Annotated in this window: 17 protein-coding genes and 1 pseudogene; 8 read left to right on the forward strand and 10 right to left on the reverse strand. The window is 68.7% G+C overall.

Annotated features, from left to right (window positions below; all coding sequences use genetic code 11):
* Positions 1-5 precede the first annotated feature (5 nt).
* Positions 6-2,921 carry an aminomethyl-transferring glycine dehydrogenase gene (gcvP, locus tag ACEJ41_RS09185; RefSeq protein ID WP_374011980.1) on the forward strand — a complete coding sequence of 972 codons (2,916 nt, stop codon included), beginning with the start codon at positions 6-8 and terminating at the stop codon, positions 2,919-2,921.
* A gap of 76 nt (positions 2,922-2,997) precedes the next feature.
* Here the strand turns inward: gcvP and ACEJ41_RS09190 are convergent, their stop codons facing one another.
* On the reverse strand, positions 2,998-3,252 hold the full coding sequence (locus ACEJ41_RS09190; protein WP_374011981.1) for a hypothetical protein: 255 nt from the start codon (positions 3,250-3,252) through the stop codon (positions 2,998-3,000).
* A gap of 276 nt (positions 3,253-3,528) precedes the next feature.
* On the opposite strand from ACEJ41_RS09190, the gene ACEJ41_RS09195 reads away from it, so the two are divergent.
* The 5 genes from ACEJ41_RS09195 (at position 3,529) to ACEJ41_RS09215 (ending at position 8,412) form a co-directional block, all read left to right on the forward strand.
* On the forward strand, positions 3,529-4,290 hold the full coding sequence (locus ACEJ41_RS09195) for a spermine synthase (RefSeq protein ID WP_374011982.1): 762 nt from the start codon (positions 3,529-3,531) through the stop codon (positions 4,288-4,290).
* A 234-nt stretch (positions 4,291-4,524) separates the two neighbouring features.
* Positions 4,525-5,352: a hydroxypyruvate isomerase family protein gene (locus ACEJ41_RS09200; RefSeq protein ID WP_374014106.1), complete on the forward strand. Its 828-nt coding sequence runs from the start codon at positions 4,525-4,527 to the stop codon at positions 5,350-5,352.
* Positions 5,353-5,381: 29 nt separating this feature from the next.
* Entirely contained in the window at positions 5,382-7,067 is a 1,686-nt protein-coding gene (locus tag ACEJ41_RS09205) for a GMC oxidoreductase (RefSeq protein ID WP_374011983.1), read from the forward strand.
* Complete coding sequence (locus ACEJ41_RS09210; RefSeq protein WP_374011984.1) at positions 7,067-7,642, forward strand: gluconate 2-dehydrogenase subunit 3 family protein; 576 nt, start codon at positions 7,067-7,069, stop codon at positions 7,640-7,642. The genes ACEJ41_RS09205 and ACEJ41_RS09210 overlap by 1 nt, the downstream gene beginning before the upstream one ends.
* A gap of 65 nt (positions 7,643-7,707) precedes the next feature.
* Complete coding sequence (locus tag ACEJ41_RS09215; RefSeq protein WP_374011985.1) at positions 7,708-8,412, forward strand: DUF1080 domain-containing protein; 705 nt, start codon at positions 7,708-7,710, stop codon at positions 8,410-8,412.
* A gap of 69 nt (positions 8,413-8,481) precedes the next feature.
* Here the strand turns inward: ACEJ41_RS09215 and ACEJ41_RS09220 are convergent, their stop codons facing one another.
* The 7 genes and pseudogenes from ACEJ41_RS09220 to ACEJ41_RS09250 form a co-directional block, all read right to left on the reverse strand.
* Positions 8,482-9,276, reverse strand: coding sequence for a gluconate 2-dehydrogenase subunit 3 family protein (locus ACEJ41_RS09220; protein ID WP_374011986.1), 795 nt, complete (start codon positions 9,274-9,276; stop codon positions 8,482-8,484).
* Entirely contained in the window at positions 9,276-10,955 is a 1,680-nt protein-coding gene (locus ACEJ41_RS09225; RefSeq protein ID WP_374011988.1) for a GMC family oxidoreductase, read from the reverse strand. The genes ACEJ41_RS09220 and ACEJ41_RS09225 overlap by 1 nt, the downstream gene beginning before the upstream one ends.
* Positions 10,952-11,569 carry a DUF1080 domain-containing protein gene (locus tag ACEJ41_RS09230; protein ID WP_374014107.1) on the reverse strand — a complete coding sequence of 206 codons (618 nt, stop codon included), beginning with the start codon at positions 11,567-11,569 and terminating at the stop codon, positions 10,952-10,954. Before ACEJ41_RS09230 ends, ACEJ41_RS09225 begins: the two co-directional genes overlap by 4 nt.
* 12 nt (positions 11,570-11,581) lie before the next feature.
* Positions 11,582-12,439 (reverse strand): annotated as a pseudogene (locus ACEJ41_RS09235) (sugar phosphate isomerase/epimerase family protein); the annotation flags it as partial.
* Between the two features lie 109 nt (positions 12,440-12,548).
* A complete protein-coding gene (locus ACEJ41_RS09240; protein ID WP_374011989.1) occupies positions 12,549-13,673 on the reverse strand; it encodes a Gfo/Idh/MocA family protein in 1,125 nt (374 codons plus the stop codon).
* A 10-nt stretch (positions 13,674-13,683) separates the two neighbouring features.
* Complete coding sequence (locus tag ACEJ41_RS09245; protein WP_374011990.1) at positions 13,684-14,904, reverse strand: MFS transporter; 1,221 nt, start codon at positions 14,902-14,904, stop codon at positions 13,684-13,686.
* A gap of 42 nt (positions 14,905-14,946) precedes the next feature.
* Positions 14,947-15,999 (reverse strand): sugar phosphate isomerase/epimerase family protein, encoded by a 1,053-nt coding sequence (locus tag ACEJ41_RS09250; protein ID WP_374014108.1) that lies wholly within the window; start codon positions 15,997-15,999, stop codon positions 14,947-14,949.
* A gap of 90 nt (positions 16,000-16,089) precedes the next feature.
* Between ACEJ41_RS09250 and ACEJ41_RS09255 the strand changes: the two genes are divergently transcribed.
* Positions 16,090-17,094 carry a LacI family DNA-binding transcriptional regulator gene (locus tag ACEJ41_RS09255; protein ID WP_374011991.1) on the forward strand — a complete coding sequence of 335 codons (1,005 nt, stop codon included), beginning with the start codon at positions 16,090-16,092 and terminating at the stop codon, positions 17,092-17,094.
* 42 nt (positions 17,095-17,136) lie between these two features.
* On the opposite strand, the gene ACEJ41_RS09260 is transcribed toward ACEJ41_RS09255, so the two are convergent.
* Together ACEJ41_RS09260 and ACEJ41_RS09265 are read right to left on the reverse strand one after the other, a co-directional pair.
* Complete coding sequence (locus ACEJ41_RS09260) at positions 17,137-17,388, reverse strand: hypothetical protein (protein WP_374011992.1); 252 nt, start codon at positions 17,386-17,388, stop codon at positions 17,137-17,139.
* Positions 17,389-17,537: 149 nt separating this feature from the next.
* A complete protein-coding gene (locus ACEJ41_RS09265) occupies positions 17,538-17,846 on the reverse strand; it encodes a hypothetical protein (protein WP_374011993.1) in 309 nt (102 codons plus the stop codon).
* A 127-nt stretch (positions 17,847-17,973) separates the two neighbouring features.
* Here ACEJ41_RS09265 and ACEJ41_RS09270 point away from each other — a divergent pair, with 127 nt between their 5' ends.
* Positions 17,974-19,764 (forward strand): diguanylate cyclase domain-containing protein, encoded by a 1,791-nt coding sequence (locus tag ACEJ41_RS09270; protein WP_374011994.1) that lies wholly within the window; start codon positions 17,974-17,976, stop codon positions 19,762-19,764.
* Positions 19,765-19,766: the final 2 nt, after the last annotated feature.

The following is a 19,766-nucleotide window of genomic DNA, read 5'->3' on the forward strand; positions in this document are numbered from 1 at the left end:
CCTCCATGCCCCAGACCACGCCTTCCCTGCGCGACCTCGAGCAGCACGACGCTTTCGTCGGCCGCCACATCGGCCCCAACGATGCCGAGATCGCCAGCATGCTTGCCACCGTCGGCCACCCGTCGCTGGAAGCGCTGACCGATGCCATCGTGCCGGCCAGCATCAGGTCGCCCGCGCCGCTGGCCCTGGCCGACAGCCTCACCGAGCAGGAAGCACTGGCCAGGATCGGCGCCATCGCCGCGAAGAACCAGGTGTTCCGCAGCTTCATCGGCCAGGGCTACTACGGCACCCACACCCCGCCGGTGATCCTGCGCAACATCCTCGAGAACCCGGCCTGGTACACCGCCTATACGCCGTACCAGGCGGAAATCTCGCAAGGCCGGATGGAAGCGCTGATCAACTTCCAGCAGATGTGCGCCGACCTGACCGGCATGGAGATCGCCAACGCGTCACTGCTGGACGAAGCCACCGCCGCGGCCGAAGCCATGACCCTGGCCAGGCGCTCGGCCAAGTCGAAGTCCAACACCTTCCTGGTGGCCGGCGACACCCATCCGCAGACCCTTGAGGTGTTGCGCACCCGCGCCGAGCCGCTGGGCCTGGCGCTGGAAGTCGTGCGTTCCACCGATGCATTCCACCAGAAGCTGGCCGCCGGCGACTACTTCGGCGTGCTGGTGCAATACCCCGCCTCCAGCGGCTGGATCGAGGACTGGAGCGCGGACGCGCAGGTCATCCACGACCACCAGGCGCTGTTCGTGGTGGCCACCGACCTGCTGGCCCTGGCCCTGCTCAAGCCGCCGGGCGAGATGGGCGCCGACATCGTGGTCGGCAGCTCGCAGCGCTTCGGCGTGCCGCTGGGCTTCGGCGGCCCGCACGCGGCCTTCATGGCCTGCCGCGATGCCTACAAGCGTTCGATGCCCGGGCGCCTGATCGGCGTGTCGGTGGACAGCGAGGGCAACCCCGCCTACCGCCTCACCCTGCAGACCCGCGAGCAGCACATCCGCCGCGAGAAGGCCACCTCCAACATCTGCACCGCGCAGGTGCTGCTGGCGGTGATGGCCGCGATGTACGCGGTCTACCACGGCCCCGACGGGCTCACCCGCATCGCCGGCCGGGTTGCGCGGCTGACCGCGATCCTCGCCGCCGGCCTGCGCCAGCTCGGCCACGCGGTGGTGCATGCCAGCGCCTTCGACACGCTGTGCATCGACCCGGGCGATGCCGGCGCACGCATCCTCGAGCGCGCGCGGCAGGCGCAGATCAACCTGCGCGTGCGTGGCAACGGCTCGATCTGCATCTCGCTGGACGAAACCACCACCCGCGCCGACGTGGAAGCGCTGTGGGCCGTGTTCGCCGCCGACGGCGCAGCGCTGCCCTCGGTGGACGCGATCGATGCCCACGCCCCGTCGCTGATCCCCGAGCGGCTGCGCCGCACCAGCGCCTTCCTGCAGCACCCGGTGTTCAACACCCACCACAGCGAGCACGAGCTGCTGCGCTACATGCGCGCCCTGGCCGACAAGGACCTGGCCATGGACCGCACCATGATCCCGCTGGGTTCGTGCACCATGAAGCTCAATGCCACGGCCGAGATGATGCCCATCACCTGGCCGCAGTTCGCCGACATCCACCCGCTGGCGCCGGCCGACCAGGTGGAAGGCTACCGCCAGCTGGTGGGCGAGCTGGAAGCGATGCTGGCCGAATGCACCGGCTACGACGCAGTGAGCCTGCAGCCCAACTCCGGTGCCCAGGGCGAGTACGCCGGCCTGCTGGCGATCCGCGCGTACCACGCCTCGCGCGGCGAAGGCCACCGCAACATCTGCCTGATCCCCGAATCGGCGCACGGCACCAACCCGGCCTCGGCGCAGATGTGCGGGATGAAGGTGGTGGTGACCCGATGCGATGCCAACGGCAACGTGGACATGGAAGACATCCGCCGCGCGGCCGAAAAGCATTCGGCCAACCTGGCCGCGATCATGCTGACCTACCCGTCCACCCACGGCGTGTTCGAGGAGGACGTGGTGGAAATCTGCCGCATCGTCCACGACCACGGCGGCCAGGTGTACACCGACGGCGCCAACATGAACGCGCTGGTGGGCGTGGCCAAGCCCGGCCACTGGGGTTCGGATGTTTCACACCTGAACCTGCACAAGACCTTCTGCATCCCGCACGGCGGCGGCGGCCCGGGCGTGGGCCCGTGCGCGGTGAAATCGCACCTGGCGCCGTTCCTGCCCAGGGCACTGGCCACCGATGGCATGCGCACCGACGGCACCGGCGATGGCCCGATGGTCAGCGCCGCCACCCACGGCAGCGCGTCGATCCTGCCGATCAGCTGGATGTACATCACCCTGATGGGCGCCGCCGGCCTGCGCAAGGCCACCCAGGTCGCCCTGCTCAACGCCAACTACATCTCCAGCAAGCTCGCCCCGCACTACCGCACGCTGTACACCGGCCGCAACGGCCTGGTCGCCCACGAGTGCATCCTCGACATCCGCCCGCTTGAGAAAGCCACCGGCATCGGCGCCGAGGACGTGGCCAAGCGCCTGGTCGATTTCGGCTTCCACGCCCCGACCCTGAGCTTCCCGGTGCCCGGCACGCTGATGGTCGAGCCGACCGAAAGCGAATCGCTGCATGAACTCGATCGCTTCATCGACGCGATGATCCAGATCCGCGAGGAGATCCGCGCGGTCGAGGACGGGCGCCTGGACCGCGAGGACAACCCGCTGCGGCACGCTCCGCACACCGCGCTGCAGGTGTCGGCCAGCCAATGGCCGCACGCCTATCCGCGCGAGCTGGCCGCGTTCCCGCTGCCGTCACTGAAGCAGCAGAAATACTGGCCGCCCGTCTCCCGGGTGGACAACGTGCATGGCGACAAGAACGTGTTCTGCGCGTGCATTCCGGTGGATGCCTATCGCGAGCAGGAGGCCTGAGCCACGCCGGGGGTTGGCCGCGCCGCGCGATCGGGCGCGGCCGCCGGATCGGACACGGCTGCTGGTCCTCCCGGGGTCAGGGCCGCAGGCGCAAGCTCGGGTTGTGGTTGATGGTGCCGTCTTCTTCCACCACCACGTAGCGCTCGCCGCCTGGTTCGAACAGCACCGGCACCGGCGCCTGGAACATCGGCCGGCGCACGAAGCGCAGTTCCCACTTGAACTGCTCCATGGTGTTCACGGTGGCCAGCTGCGCGGGCAACAGGCCGTCGCGCAGTGCCGCGGCTTCGGCCGTCGGGGGCTGCTGCCGGCGCCGCTCCTTTCGTTCACTCACGCATTCGGCTCCCGGGGTAGCGGCCGTGCCCGGTGCGCGGACATGGCCCTGGCAGGCAATCGACATCGCATCCTGGCGCGTGCGCCGCGCCATGCCCCTCCTGGCAGGACCCAGGCCGGCGCACAGCGCGCTACGGCCGGGTCATGGTACAGCGCGGCGTGTTTTCGCCACGTGTTTTCGCAGGTGTTCGCGCCGCATGCATCGTGGCGCGAACTTGCAACCGGCAGCCAGTTTGCCGAGGATGGCTTGTCCTGCCCTGCATGAACCGGATACCCGATGCAACCACTCCACGGCCATCGCGCCGGCCTCCAATCCCGTGTTCCGCCACTGCTCCACCCTGTTGCTCCAACCATCCTGGCCGAGGAGCACACCGGCCTGCAGCAGGTCCGCATCGCCCGCCACCCCGTGTTCGGCGGCCAGTTGTTCCTCGATGACGACCTGCAGATTTCCGAATCCGATTGCGCCTATGGCATCGCCATGGTCAGCCCGCTGCTGGGCCTGTCGCAGCTGTCGCGCGTGGCCATCCTCGGCGGCGGCGACGGCGGCGTGCTGAACGAACTGCTGCGCAGCGTTGAACCGTTGCCGCATGCACCGCGCATCACCATGATCGAGATCGACGCGCGCGTGGTCGAGCTCTGTCGCCAGCACCTGCCGGCCCTGTGTGGTGATGCCTACGCCCATCCGCAGGTGGAACTCGTGACCGGCGATGCATTGGCCTGGATCGCGCAGGCGCGCGACCTGGATGCGGTGATCTACGACCTGACCATGCAACCGGTGCACGAGGGCCAGTCGCTCCCCGGCTTCGTGGCCGGGATCGTCTCGCTGGCGGCGCGTGCATTGCGGCCAGGCGGCGTGTTCAGCATGCAGTGCTGCGGACACGGGCGCGAGGATGCGCACGACCGCGCGCAGCGGCGCGCGCTGCTGCCACTGATCCGCGAGGCGGTGGACAGCCACCTGGAGGACCGCTGCGAGCAGGACGTGCTGGTGCCGTCCTACCGCGACCTGTGGACCTTCCTGAGCGCGCGCAAGCCCGGTTGAGTTGCGCTCCACGCCGGTTCCTCCGGCGTGATGGCACCGTGCATGCCCGTGCGCCACGGGCATGCAGCAGACCCACGTCACACTTCGTCCCCACGCTGCAGTGCGGCATGCGTGGCGTCCCGCGTTCGGGTTATCGTGCAATCGATTGCATTGCAGTGAAACCAGCCCGGGAGGCCCACGATGAACCCTGGATTCACCAGGCGCGATGCACTGCGCACCGCCCTGCTTGCCGGCATGGGCCTGGCCGCGCCGGCACTTGCCACCGCCGCGCCATCGCCGACCGACGCCCCGCTGGCGCTGAAGGGCGTGCTGAAGCATTCAGTGGCGCGCTGGACCTTCCACCAGCTTTCCATCGCGCAGCTGTGCACACTGGTCAGGCAGATCGGATTTTCCGCCATCGACCTGGCCGGCCCGGAGGATTGGCCGACCCTGAAGGCGCATGGCGTGCACAGCTCGATGTGCAACGGCGCCGAACTCGGGCTGGAGAAAGGTTTTGCCGACCCCCGCTTCCACGACGAACTGGTCGCGCGCTACACCCGCCACATCGACCTGGTCGCGGACGCCGGCTATCGCAACCTCATCTGCTTTTCCGGCAACCGCAACGGCATGGACCCGGATGACGGCCTGGCCAATTGCGCCGCCGGCCTCAAGCGCATCCTCGGCCACGCCGAGCGCCGCGGCGTGCGCCTGGTGATGGAACTGCTCAATTCGCGGGTGGACCACCCGGACTACCTGTGCGACCGCTCGGCATGGGGCGTGGAACTGTGCGAACGCCTCGGTTCGGGGAACTTCGGCCTGCTTTACGACATCTATCACATGCAGATCATGGAGGGTGACCTCATCGCCACTATCCGCAGGCACCACCAGCATTTCGTCCACTACCACACCGCCGGGGTGCCCGGCAGGCGCGAGATCGGGCAGGACCAGGAACTCAACTACCCAGCCATCTGCCGCGCCATCCGCGACACCGGCTTTGACGGGTACATCGCCCAGGAGTTCATGCCCTCGGCACCGGACCCGGCCGCCTCGCTGCGCGAGGCCATCCGCATCTGCGACGTGTGACCCACGGCATCATCCAGGAAGCAGCATCCATGGCGAACAATCATTACGACGCAATCGTCGTCGGCTCGGGCATCAGCGGCGGCTGGGCTGCGAAGGAACTGGCCGAAAAGGGCCTCAAGGTGCTGATGCTCGAGCGCGGGCGCAACATCGAGCACGTCAAGGACTACGTCAACGCGGCCACTGAAGCGTGGGACTTCCCGCATCGCAACGTGCCCACCCAGGCGATGAAGGAAGCACATCCGGTACTGAAGCGCGACTACCCGCTGGCCGAGAACACCGCGGGCATGTGGGCCGACGAGAAGGACTGCCCGTATACCGAGACCAAGCGGTTCGACTGGTTCCGCGGCTATCACGTGGGCGGACGCTCGCTGCTGTGGGGCCGGCAGAGCTACCGCCTGTCGGAACTGGATTTCGAGGCCAACGCGCGCGAAGGCATCGCCGTGGACTGGCCGATCCGCTACGCCGACATCGCGCCCTGGTACGACCACGTGGAAACCTTCGCCGGCATCGCCGGCACCGTGGAAGGCCTGGACGTGTTGCCCGACGGCAAGTTCCTGCCACCGATCCCGCTCAACGTGGTCGAGAAGGACGTGGCCGCACGCGTGCGCAAGGCCTTCGGCGGCACCCGGCGGATCATCCATTCGCGCACCGCCAACCTCACCGAGGCCAGGCCCGAGCATGGCCGGGTCAACTGCCAGTACCGCAACAAGTGCATCCTGGGCTGCCCGTACGGCGCCTACTTCTCCACCCAGTCGGCCACGCTTCCGGCGGCGATGCAGACCGGCAACCTCACCCTGCGTCCGTTCTCCATCGTCAAGGAAGTGCTGTACGACAAGGACCGCAAGCGCGCACGCGGCGTGGAGATCATCGATGCCGAGAATGGCCAGACCTACGAGTACACGGCCAACGTCATCTTCCTCAACGCATCGAGCTTCAACTCGACCTGGGTGCTGATGAACTCGGCCACCGACGTGTGGGAAGGCGGGTTGGGCTCCTCGTCCGGCGAGCTGGGCCACAACGTCATGGACCACCACTTCGAGGTCGGCGCCCAGGGCATCGTCGATGGCTACGAGGACAAGTACTACTCCGGACGCCGCCCCTGTGGCTTCTACATCCCGCGCTTCCGCAACGTGGGCAACGACCGGCGCGACTACCTGCGCGGCTTCGGTTACCAGGGCGGTGCCGGCCGGCAGGGCTGGTCGCGCAGCGTTGCCGAACTGGGCATCGGCGCCGGCCTGAAGGAAGCACTGAGCACACCGGGCGACTGGACCATCGGCATGACCGCCTTCGGCGAGATGCTGCCCTACCACGACAACACCATCCGCCTGGACCACGACAAGCGGGACAAGTGGGGCCTGCCGGTGCTGGCGATGGACGTGTCGCTCCGCGACAACGAACGGGCGATGCGCAAGGACATGGCCACCGATGCCGCCGAGATGCTGGAGGCGGCAGGCGTGCGCAACGTGCAGACCTACGGTGGCGACTCTGCCCCCGGCAGGGCCATCCACGAGATGGGCACCGCGCGCATGGGCCGCGACCCGAAGACTTCTGTGCTCAACGCACACAACCAGGTCTGGGACGCGCCCAACGTGTATGTCACCGACGGCGCCTGCATGACCTCGGCCAGCTGCGTGAACCCGTCGCTGACCTACATGGCGCTCACCGCGCGCGCCGCCGACCATGCGGTGCGCGAACTCAAGGCGGGGAACCTGTGATGCAACGTCGTGAACTGCTCAAACTGATTGCATCGGCCACCGGGGTGGCGATGATCGGCATGCCCGCGTTCGTCTACGGGCAGGCGCCCGTCGCGCACTCAACCAGCAGCTTTTCCAGCGACGACGTGGCGCTCATGGACGAGATCGCCGAGACCATCATTCCGCGCACCGACACGCCCGGGGCCAAGGACGCCGAAGTGGGCGCGTTCATGGCCGTGTTCGTCGCCGACTGCTACACCGCCGAGGACCAGGCAAGGTTCCGCGCGGGCCTGGCCGACCTGGAAAAGCGCGCCGGTGGCCGCTTCCTCGCCCTGGCGCCGGCCGAGCGCGCCAGGCTGCTCGGCAAGCTGGATGCGCAGGCCAGCGCGCAGTCGCGCGGCGCCTGGGTTTCGCCGCAAGGCGCCAGCAGCGGCGGCAACCTGCATTACTTCACCATGATCAAGCAACTGGTCCTGTTCAGCTTCTTCACCTCACGGGTGGGAGCGACCGAAGTGCTGCGCTACGAGCCGGTGCCCGGTCACTACGACGGCGACCTGCCCTACGAGCCAGGCACGCCGGCCTGGGGGACGAGCTGATGTCGCGCCGCCCGCGCCGGCTGCCGGCGCATGCACCCCCGTCCGCCTGCATCGTGGCGGCGTGCATGCTGGCTGCCTGCCCCGCCTTTGCCCAGGACCCACTGCCCGACCCGGCCAGCACCGAGGCCTGGACGCCCGTGCCTGCCGCGGTGGCAACGCCTCGCGGCGCGGCGCCCTCGGATGCGGTGGTGCTGTTCGATGGCCGCAACCTCTCGGCCTGGGAATCGGAGCTGGGCGGCAAGGCGCCCTGGAAGGTGGCCGATGGCGCCTTCACCGTGGTGCCGGGCAGCAAGGGCATCCGCACCCGCCAGCACTTCTGCGACATCCAGCTCCATGTGGAATGGCGCACGCCGGCACAGACCCGCGGCCTGGACGGCCAGAACCGCGGCAACAGCGGCATCTTCCTGCAGGAGCTGTACGAGTTGCAGGTGCTCGACAGCCATGACAACGCCACCTACCCCAACGGCCAGGCGGCCTCGATCTACAAGCAGGCGATCCCGCTGGTGAACGCCTCGCGCGCGCCCGGCCAGTGGCAGGCCTACGACATCATCTGGAAGGCGCCGCGGTTTTCCGATGGCGGCGGCCTGCTCGCGCCCGCGCGCATCACCGTGCTGCACAACGGGGTGCTGGTGCAGGACGACACCGTCATCGCCGGCCGCACCGAGTATCGCGGCGCGCCCTCCTATGCACCGCACGGCTGCGCACCGATCTACCTGCAGGATCACGACTCGAAGGTCAGCTTCCGCAACCTCTGGGTGCGCGAGCTGTAGGGACGCGCAGCGCCCTGCACTCCCCCTACAGCGTGTGATGAAGCAGGCGCGTGTGGCCGGGGAGGATGGTCAGGCCACCGGATAGGCGAACTTGCTCAGCCCGAGTTCGGCCAGCACCGTCTCCAGATGGCGGTAGGCCTCCGGCGTCGGGCCGGGGTAATCGCCGGCAATGGCCACGTTGCCCAGATAGCCGATGTCTTGCATGCCTTCCGGCGTGCAGAAATAGGCCGCCAGCACCAGATCGCGCAGGCGGGCGAAGGCCCTGGCGATGCGCTGGAACTGCCGTGGGGTCTGTGCGTTGTCGTAGGCGATGTCGTCGATGATCGCCAGCTGCTGCGGTGTGCCAAGCGCCGAGAACGGCTGCGAAAAACGCAGGGCGGCTTCGTCGTCGAGCCAGGCAAGGGCCGACAGGATGGTCAGCCGATCCTGCTGCTGGCTGGCGTATGGCGCGCTCACCCATTCATCGAGCACCGTGGGCACCTGCACGGCGGATGCCGACGGCGATTGGCCTTCCGCCGGCACGATGATGTCCGACAGCAAGGCCAGCAGCGACAGCTGGGCGGGCGTCAACGTGAGCGGCCAGGGCACTTGCGGCGGGCTCATCAGGTCCGGATCCTTGCCGTAACCCGTGCCGGTCACGGGCTGCAGGTCGAGCTCCGGCCAGTGCCCGTCATCCGCTGCGCCTCGGGCTGCTCCTGCCGTTGGCGCAGGCTCGCAGCCGGACAACGCAGGCAGCATGGCGCTCGCGGCCATCGCGGCCAGCAGCTTCAGCGACTCGCGCCGGCTCATCCGGCTTGCGTAGGCGGGCGCAGGGCTGTCGATGTGCGTGGAAGAAGTGCCCTGGCCCTGTGGCGGTTCCTGCATCACAGCCTCCTCGCCTTGAGCTGGTCGGCCAGCCAGGCGCTGTTGCGCATCGCCAGCGTCATGATGGTGAGGGTGCAGTTCTTGTGCGGGCTGGAGGCGAACACGCCGCCGTCCATCACGAACAGGTTGGGGCAGTCCCAGGTCTGGCCCCACTGGTTGGTCACCGAATCCCTGCTCGAATCGCCCATCCGGGTGGTTCCCACCTCGTGGATGATCTCGCCGCCCTTCTTGATCGCTTCTTCCGGAGTGGGCAACTCATCGACGGTCGCGCCCATGGTTTCCAGGATGGCCTTGGCGGTTTTCAGGCCATGGGCGACCTGCCTGAGTTCGTGCTGCGACCATTTCCAATGGAAGCGCGGCACCGGAATGCCCCACTTGTCGGTGACGCTTGGATCGATATCCATGTAGCAATGCTCGTTCGGCAGCATCTCGCCGCGCAGCGAGAACGAAACGTAGGCGCCGTAATGCGCGCGCACCTGCCGCTTCAGGGCGGTGCCATACCCCTGCAGGTTGCCGCTGACATGGGCGCCGGGTTCGGAAAAGCGTCCGCCGAGTTCGAAGTGGTATCCGCGCGGGAAATCCAGTTCCCCGTTGGCGTGGGCCTCGTGTCCCCACCAGGGAATGAACAGGTGGTTGGCGGTGTGGCCGTCCTCGTTGTAGCGCGGCCGGTTCATCAGTGCCGGCACCAGCGCCGACAGGCCCGCACCGGTGGAGTCCATCAGGTTGCGGCCGACCTGGCCGCTGGAATTGGCCAGTCCGTCCGGGTGGCTGTGGCTTTTCGAATTGAGCAGGATGCGCGCCGTCTCGCAGGCGCTGGCGGCCAGCACCACCACCTTCGCGCCCTGTTCCCGTTCGGTGCCGGTCTTCTTGTCGACATAGACGACGCCTGTGACCTTGCCCTGATCATCGGTGGCCACGGTCTTGACCATGGCATCGGTGACGATCCGCAGATTACCGGTGGCCTGCGCCATCGGCAGCAGCGAGGTGGTGGTCTGGAACGCGGCGCCGATCGAGCACCCGTGGCCGCAGGGCGTAGCCCAGAAGCAGGGAGCACGCTCGTCCAGCGGCCTGGTCAGCACGGCGCGGTGCATCGGCACTGCGGTAATGCCGTGCTTCTTCGCCGCCGCGGCAATCAGCAGCTCCGGTACCCGCGGCACGGGCGGTGGTTGCAGGACCCCGTCCGACGACGGCGGCATGTCATCCAGGCCGGTATTGGTGCCACAAACGCCAATCAGGGCTTCGGTTTTGTCGTACCAGGGGGCGATGTCGTCGTAGTCGAACGGCCAGTCGGCGCCAAGGCCATCGCGGCTTTTTCCCTTGAAATCATGCTCGCTGAAGCGCAGCGAATAGCGGCCCCAGTGGTTGGTGCGGCCGCCCAGCATGCGCGACCGCCACCACAGGAACTCGGAGCCTTCGGCGGTGGTATAGGGCTCGTCCGGCACCTGCCAGCCGCCGTCGACGGTGGAATCGTAGAAGCCGAAGTCCTTGTCGGGCGTGGACGCGCCCATCAGCGGCGCAGCCGAGTTGGGCCTGAACATCGGCGTTTCCGTTCTCGGGTCGTAGTTGCGGCCCGCTTCCAGCATCAGCACCTTGTGGCCCTGACGGGTCAACTCGTATGCAGCCATGGCGCCACCGGCGCCGGAGCCGACCACCAGCACGTCATGGGCGAAACCGCTCATCGCTTCAGTTCTTTGATCTTCAGATTCTTGAACCACACCACGTCGCCGTGATCCTGCAGGCCGACATGGCCGCTGCTGTTGGCGGCGAATCCCGGCCAGTCGGCAAACTTGCTGGCGGCCACCAGTTGCTGCCACTCCGGGCCGTCGATCTTCACCGACACCGTCTGCACCCCGTTCTGCCAGACGGTCAGCTGGCCCTGGTCATGCAGGATGCGCACCCGGTTCCACTCGCCTGCGCTCCTGTGCGAGGCCGCGGGCGAGGCGATCATGTCGTACAGGGAGCCGGCCAGACGGGTATCGCGCTTGTTGTCGGGGTGGCGCTCGTTGTCCAGGATCTGGATTTCCGGCGCGTGCGAGTAGATGTGTTCGCCGGTTTCATCGGCCAGGATGAAGATGCCGCTGTTGCCGCCTTCGGCAATCTTCCAGTCCAGCCTGAGGTCGAAATCCTGGTACCTGGCCTTGGTGAGGATGTCGCCGCCGCCTCCGCTGGCGAGCTTGATGGCGCCATCCTCGATGACCCACTTGTCGCTCAGCCCGTCGTGCTTGAAATTGCGCCACTGCGACAGGTCCTTGCCGTCGAACAGCAGCTGCCAGCCGTCGGCCTGCTCCTGCACGCTCAGCCGGTTGTCGGTGGCGAGGTGTTCGCCGAGGAAGGCCGCGCCCGTGGTGACGACGGCGGCAGGGTCGCGTGGAAGGTCGTGCTCGATGATGTACCACTCCACGCCCGCATCCGCGGCGGCGGGAAGGATCGCATTCCAGTCGAGCACGCCCTTGCCCAGGGCAGCGAAGCCCTGTTCGTCCCTGGCCTCGCCATCGGGCGCGTTGTCCTTGGCGTGGACCGAGTACACGCGCCCAGGAAACTTGCCCAGGAACGCCGCCGGATCGTGGCCGGCGCGCGCAACCCAGGCCAGGTCCAGCTCGACGGCGAGCGCCGGGCCGGCAGCTTCGAACAGCAGTTCCAGTCCCGTCGTGCCGTCGAATTCGACCAGTTCGAACTCGTGGTTGTGGTACGCCAGCTGCATGCCCATCGGCTGCAGGCGTCCGGCCAGGGCACCCAGCTCGCGGCCCAGCGCGCGCCAGCCTTCGGCGTCGGTGGGCCGCTCGGATTCCTGCAGGTACGGCACCACCAGAACGCTGTTGCCGATGGCGCGATGGAACGCCGCCACCTCGTCCAGGTCGCCGCGCAGGTCGTGCAGCCCCACGTGGGCCGCGATCGGCCTGATCGAATACTTGTCCAGAAGCTGCTTCAGCTCCGCGGCCGTGACATTCTGCGTGCCGACCGTCTCCACGGCGCGGATGCCCGCGTCGTGGACGATCTTCAGCTGGTCCTCGAGCGAGCCTGCGTTGCGCAGCGTGTACATCTGCACGGCGACGGGGCGGGTGGCGGGGCTTGCGTCGGCATCGCCCTGCTGCGCGCAGGCGGGCACGGCGAGGCACAGCAGGAGTGCGGCGGCCGCGATCCTGCGCAGGGTACGGATGGTCATGATGTCCTCCGGAATCGGGGTGACGGAGCGGGAGTCCACCCACGCATGATGCGCGGCAGGCGGAAGGCGGCGGTGCGGCCGGGGCTGGGCCCGGCCACGCCGCGGGACGTCAGGCGATGGGCGTCCATGCACGCGACCTGGCCGATGCGATGACGCGATCGACGATGAGCGCCGAGCGCAGGCCGTCCTCGAACGTGGGCAGGCCTTCGGGGCGTTCGCGCGCGATGGCCTGGTAGGTGTCGGCCACGAAGGCCTCGAAGCAGTTGGCATAGCCCTGCGCATGGCCGGCAGGCAGCACCGACAGCCGCCGCTGCTCGGCGCTGCCGGCGCCGGGCCCGCGCACGAACACTTCCTCGCGCTGGTCCGGGTAGCCCATCCACAGCCGCTCGCAGTCCTCCTGGTCGAAGGCCACGCTGGAGCGGGCGCCGTCGATCTCGAACCACAGGCGGTTGCGTCGTCCCGCCGACACCTGGCTCACGGTCACCGTCGCCAGGGTGCCGTGGGTGGTCTTGAACATGGCCGCGGCCACGTCCTCGCTGGACACCGCCTGGGTGTCGCCGCCGGCCGCAGGCGTGGTGAAGCTCTTGGCGGTGGCCACGCCACGTTGCGCGATCACGGTCTCGAACGCCGCGCTGACCTCGGCAAAACGCTCGCCGCCGACCCACTCCACCAGGTCGCACCAGTGCGAGCCGATGTCGGCGAACACGCGCGAAGCACCACCCAGGGCCGGGTCCACGCGCCAGTTGTTGCTGGCCGGATCCAGCAGCCAGTCCTGCAGGTAGCTGCCGTGGATCAGCCGCAGCGGGCCGAGGTCGCCATTGGCGATGCGCGCACGCGCCTCGCGCACGACAGGGTGATAGCGGTAGACGAAGGGCACCGTGGCCACCAGCCCGGTGGACGCGGCCAGTGCGGCCAGCGCATGGGCGTCTTCAAGCGTGGTGGCCAGCGGCTTTTCGCAGACCACGTGCTTGCCGGCCTGAAGCGCAGCTTCGGCCATCGCCCGGTGCAGGTGGTTGGGCGTGCACACATGCACCACCTGCACCTGCGGATCGGCGATCACCTCGTCGATGCCGGCATAGCCGCGGGCCACGCCCCAGTCCTGCGCCACCTCGCGCGCGCGCTGCGGCGAAGACGCGGCCACGCCGCGCACCACCGCCCCGCCCAGCAGTGCCGCGCGGCGATGCACCGCGCCGATCATCCCGGTGCCGACGATGGCCACTCCAAGCGTGTTCATCGTGCAGGCCTCAGTGCTGCGACGTGGCGGAGGGCGCCGGCCGCTGCTCGCGGAACAGCAGCAGGAACGCCACCAGCACCACGAAGGCGACCCCGGCCGGGAACAGCCAGATCCGCTCCCAGTCCGGGCCCGCGTCGGTGGTGTAGTACTCCACGACCGCGCCGGACAGGAAGGTGCCGATCAGCATGCCCACGCCATAGGTGGCCAGGGTGATGAAGCCCTGTGCGCTGCTGCGGAATTTCTGCCCGGCATGCGCGTCGGTATAGATCTGGCCGGTGACGAAGAAGAAGTCGTAGCAGATGCCGTGCAGCACGATGCCGATCACCAGCAGGCTGAAGCCCGCGTCCGCGTCACCGAAAGCGAACATCACGTAGCGCAGCACCCACGCGCCCATGCCCACCGCCAGCATCACCTTCACCCCGAGGCGCACGAACAGGAACGGCATGGCCAGCATCAGCAGCACTTCGGACACCTGTCCCAGCGACTGCAGCCCGGCCGCGCCGCGCACGCCCACGTCGTTGAGGAAGGGGTTGGTGAAGTTGTAGTAGAACGACAGCGGGATGCAGATCGCGATCGAGGCCAGGAAGAACACCAGGTAGGCGCGCGACTTGAGCAGGTGCATGGCCGCATCCAGCCCGAGGATCTCGCCCAGCTTCGCGTTGCCGTCGCGCGCCAGCGGCGGTGTATGCGGCAGGGTCAGCGCGTACAGGCCCAGCACGGCCGAGGCGATGGCGGCCATCTTGAAGGTCAGTTCCAGGCGCTGGGTCTGCTCCCAGCCCAGCCAGCCGATCAGCACGCCGGCCACGATCCAGCCGATGCTGCCGGCCACCCGCACCGGCGGGAACTGCTTCTCCGGCGAACGCATGTGGCGCATCGCGATGCTGGTGGCCAGCGCCAGGGTCGGCATGAACAGCAGCATGTAGCCGAACACGAACCCGGAGAAGGCGTTGAAGCTGGTGGCGGTCGATGCGCCCCACATCAGCGCCGCGCCGGCCAGGTGCAGCAGGGCCAGGATGCGCTGCGCGGCGAAGTAGCGGTCGGCGATCAGCCCGACCAGGAACGGCGCGACGATCGCACCGACCGACTGGCTGAGGAAGGCCGTCGCTACCTGGCTTGCGCTGGCCTGCAGCGGCCCGTTGACCAGGTACGTGCCCAGGGTCACGAACCACGCGCCCCAGATGAAGAACTGCAGGAACATCATCGCGCCAAGGCGCGACATCGTGGACTTCATCACTTCCCCTCCCAGGTCCGTGTCTCGATCAGCAGTGTGGAATCAAAGCCCCAGCATGCCGCGCAGCGCCTGTGGATCGGCCCCGCTGCCGGCAAAATCGTCGAACGCGTGTTCGGTCACGCGGATCAGGTGCTCGCGGATGAAGGCCGCGCCCTCGCGCGCGCCATCCTCCGGATGCTTCAGGCAGCACTCCCACTCCACGACCGCCCAGCCCGGGAAGTCGTACTGGGCCAATTTGGAGAAGATCGCCTTGAAGTCGATCTGGCCGTCGCCCAGCGAGCGGAACCTGCCGGGGCGGTCGATCCAGTCCTGGTAGCCGCCATACGCGCCGCTGCGCGCATCGACGCGGTACTCGGCGTCCTTGGCGTGGAACATGCCGATGCGCGCGTGGTAGCGGTCGATGAAGCCCAGGTAGTCCATCTGCTGCAGCAGCAGGTGGCTGGGATCGTAGAGGATCTTCGCGCGCGGGTGGTGGTCGACCGCCTCGAGGAAACGCTCGAAGGTCGCGCCGTCGTGCAGGTCCTCGCCCGGATGGATCTCGTAGCACAGGTCCACGCCGCAGTCGTCGAAGACATCGAGGATCGGGCGCCAGCGGCGGCCGAGTTCGGCAAAGGCTTCCTCCACCAGGCCGGGCGGGCGCTGCGGCCACGGGTAGAAGTACGGCCAGGCCAGTGCGCCGGAGAAGGTGGCGTGCGCGGTCAGCCCCAGGCGCTGGCTGGCCTTTGCCGCCAGCATCAGCTGCTCGACCGCCCAGGCCTGGCGGGCGGCGGGGTCGCCGCGCTTGTCCTGCGGCGCAAACCCGTCGAACAGCGCGTCGTAAGCCGGATGCACGGCCACCAGCTGCCCCTGCAGGTGGGTGGACAGCTCGGTGATGCGGATGCCGTGCGTGGCCAGCATGCCGGCCACCTCGTCGCAGTAGGCCTGGCTCTGCGCCGCCTGCTGCAGATCGAATATATGGGCAGCGCTGGTCGGCACCTGCACGCCACGATAGCCAAGTCCCGCGGCCCATTCGGCCAGGGTGTCGAGGCGGTCGAAAGGCGGCTTGTCACCGATGAACTGCGCCAGGAACAGCGCCGGACCCTTGAGCGTCTTCACGGCCACCCGCTTGATGCAATCGATTGCATCACTCTAGCATGGGATGCTCCGAACACTTGTTGTGCACCGCATCGGAGCGCGGGCTGGCCCATGGCAACCATCTACGACATCGCCAGACACGTGGGAGTCTCGGCCGGCACCGTGTCGCGCGCGCTCTCGCGGCCGGAAAAAGTGCTGCCGGCCACCCGCCAGCGGATCGAGGCCGCCGCCGCCGCCCTGGGCTATGTGCCCAACACCGTGGCGCGCACGCTCAAGACCCAGCGCAGCGGCAAGATCCTGGTGACGGTGCCGGACATCGGCAATCCGTTCTTCGCGCAGATCCTCAAGGGTGCCGAAGAGGCGGCGCAGACCGCCGGCTACGCCGTGCTGCTGGGCGACACCCAGCACCAGCCGGAACGGGAGGAGCGCTACGCGCAGATGCTGCCGCGCAACGAGGCCGATGGCCTGATCGTGCTCGGACACCGGCTGCCGCCCACGGCGCGCGAGATCGTCCGCCAGCTCGGCGCCACCGCGCCGGTGGTCAACGGCTGCGAGTTCGACCCGGCGCTGGGCATCCCCAGCGTGCACATCGACAATGCCGCCGCCGCGCGCACCGCCATGGAGCACCTGTACGGGCTGGGCCACACCCGGATCGCGGTGGTGGGCGGCCCGCCCGACAACCCCCTGCACCGGCAGCGGCTGGAAGGCGCGCGGGCCGCGGCCAGGACGCGCGGGCTGCTGCGCCAGTTGAGCATCGTGCCGGGTGACTTCTCGGTCGAGTCCGGCCACGCGGCCGGGACCGCCCTGCTGGGTAGCGCCCCGGCACCCACCGCCGCGTTCTGTTTCAGCGACCAGATGGCCCTGGGCGTGCTGGCCGCCTGCCGCGACCTGGGCGTGCGCGTGCCGCAGGATTTCTCGATCGTCGGCTTCGACGACCTGGCCTCGTCGCGCTACCTCAGCCCGCCGCTGACCACCATCGCCCAGCCCATGTGCGAGATCGGCGCGCGCGCGGTGAACCTGCTGCTGGCGATCATCGGGGAGGTTGATGTCCCGCACCAGCAGACCCTGGAATTCCAGCTGATGCTGCGCGCCTCCACGGCTGCGCCTGCCGCTTAGGCGCGGCGCAGGCGCCACGTCATCCGGGCCTTGGCCTTGGCCCTAGGCGCGCCCGTCGCGCGGTACCGCCTGCGGGCGCCGGTGCGGCACGTGGTCGTCGCCGACCGGACGGTCGTGGCCACCCTGCCGGCGGCGCACCTGGCGTTCCTCGTCCGACGGCCGCCGGCGGTGCTGCTCCAGATCCTCGTCCTGCTGCTGCTCGGTACTGCCCTGCTCCACTTCCTGCTGCTGGCGGCCACTGTCGGCGGGCCCGGCATCGTGCCGGTCGGTACGCTTGCTGCGGTTGCTGCCCATGACGGCTCCTCCTGGCGTGACGTTTGTGTGTGACGCTTGTGTGGCGTGGAAGCTGATGCGGCCACAACGGTCGCAGCGCTGGCGTTACCACGCCGCGTGATTGCCGTGAAATGCCGCTTTACACGCCCGATCCACCCTGGCCGCCGCGGCTACAGCCGCTCCACCGCGCTGGCGCGGATCAGGATTTCGTCCTGGCGGAACCGGCGCTGCAGCTGGCGGCGATAGGCTGCCCACCAGCCGTGGTCGATGTTCTGGGCCATGACCTCCAGCAGCACCACGTCGTCGCGTTGCACGGCCCCGTCATCGTCTTCCCACAGCCCCACCGCGGGTGCGCGCACGAACGCGGTCACCCCGCCGAACCGGTCGGCCAGTTCGGCCCGCACCGCATCGAAACCGGCCCTGGGGAAGGCATTGCCGGCGTTGTCGTACAGCGGCAGGAACAGTTGGACCAGGTGCATCGCAGGATCCCGGGGCACGGGGCACGATTGCACGGGCCGCGTCGAGCCGGCGTGGCGATGCACCTGCCGGCATGACAGCCGCGCCCGGCGTGCCTACAGTAGTTGCGTGGCCCACCGTCAAGATGCCATGCCCCGCCGCCTGACCCTGCCGCGCACCTACTGGGCCGATCGCGCCATCCTGGCGGTGCTGATCGCCGGCAGCGCCTGGTTGTCGCTCACCCTGGCACGCGGCCCGGGCGAACTGGCGGCGATCTGGGTGGGCAACGGCATCCTCACCGGCTGGCTGCTGTCACGACGCACCTCGAGCTGGCCGGGCTACGTGATCACCGCGGTCCTGGCCGAAATGCCGGCCCGCATCCTGGCCGGAGACGAGCCGGCCTACGCTGCCGCCATCGCCGCCTGCAACGTGGTCGAAGTGCTGGGCGTGGCGGGCGTCGTGCGCCGTGCCGTGCCCGACATCCGCAACCCGCGCGACTGGATGCAGCTGGGCGGCATCGCCACCACCGCCACCCTCCTCGCCTGCGCCGCAGCCGGCCTGCTGGCCGCAACCGTGGCGCACGCATTGCACGAGCAATCATTCCTGCCGGCACTGACACGCTGGTACACCGCGCACGTGGTGGGCATGGTAGTCGTGGCGACCATGACCGTGGTCGCCTTGCGCGAGCGCCTGGGGCTGTTCATCGCAACCGGGCGGGGCTGGAGCCTGGCGATGACGCTCACGCTGCTGGCCGCCGTGACCACCGCCGTGTTCACCACCAGCCAGGCAGTGCTGTTCCTTGCATACCCGCCGCTGCTGCTGGTCGCGGTGCGCCACAACTTCGTCGGCGTGGGCCTGGGCGTGATCGTGCTGGCGCTGGTCGCGGCCATCGCCACCACCCTGGGCTACGGGCCGTTTGCAGACAGTGGCGCCGGCCCGGACATGCGGATCGCACAGATCCAGTTGTTCATCGCCGGCGCCTGCGTCATGACCATCCCGGTGTGCCTGGCCATTGCCGAGCGCGACCGCCTCTCGGCCAGCCTGCGCGAAAGCGAACGCCACTACCGGATGCTTGCCGACCATTCCCACGACATGATCGCGCGCATCAATGCCGACGAAGAGCGCACCTACGTCTCGCCCTCGGCCACCGACATGCTGGGCTGGTCGTCGGCCGAACTGCTGGGCAAGCGCTGGGACATCCTCCATCCCGACGACAGGAAGCACCAGCGCCAGGCCATGCAGGAGGTGCTCGCCACCGGCCAGCCGCGCACCGACGTGTACCGGCTGCGCCACAAGGACGGCCACTATGTCTGGATCGAGGCGGTCTCGCGCTGCATCCCGGCCGACGACGGCAGCGACCGCAACGACGTGATGTTCGCCGCGCGCAACATCGACGAGCGGGTTGCGGCCGAACAGGCGCTGGAGGAAAGCCGGCGCGAGCTGGAACGGCAGTCGCGGGTGGACGCGCTCACCCGGGTGGCCAACCGCCGCCAGCTCGACGAACGCTTCGACCTGGCGCTGCGGCGGATGCAGCGCCACCCTGCCTCGCTTGCCCTGCTGTGCCTGGACATCGACCGCTTCAAGGCGATCAACGACGGCCACGGCCACGCCGCCGGCGATGCGGTGCTGCAGGCCTTCGCCGCGCGCCTGCTTGCATGCGTGCGCGATACCGACCTGGTTGCGCGGCTGGGCGGCGACGAGTTCGTGATCCTGCTGGAGGACGTGGAGGCGTCCGGCGCCGAAGCGCTGGCGCGCAAGGTGGTCGCCACCATGGCCAAGCCGTTCGACGTGGGCGCGGGTGTGCTGGAGGTCACCACCAGCATCGGCATCGCCTGCACCACCCGGCAGGTGGATGCGGCGGCCCTGATGGCGCAAGCCGATGCCGCGCTGTACGCGGCCAAGCACGCGGGGCGCAACCGGTATCACATCGCCACGCCGTGAGG

Origin of the sequence: Pseudoxanthomonas koreensis (assembly GCF_041890415.1) — a bacterium.
In the GTDB taxonomy this organism is placed as follows: Bacteria; Pseudomonadota; Gammaproteobacteria; order Xanthomonadales; family Xanthomonadaceae; genus Pseudoxanthomonas; species Pseudoxanthomonas koreensis_A.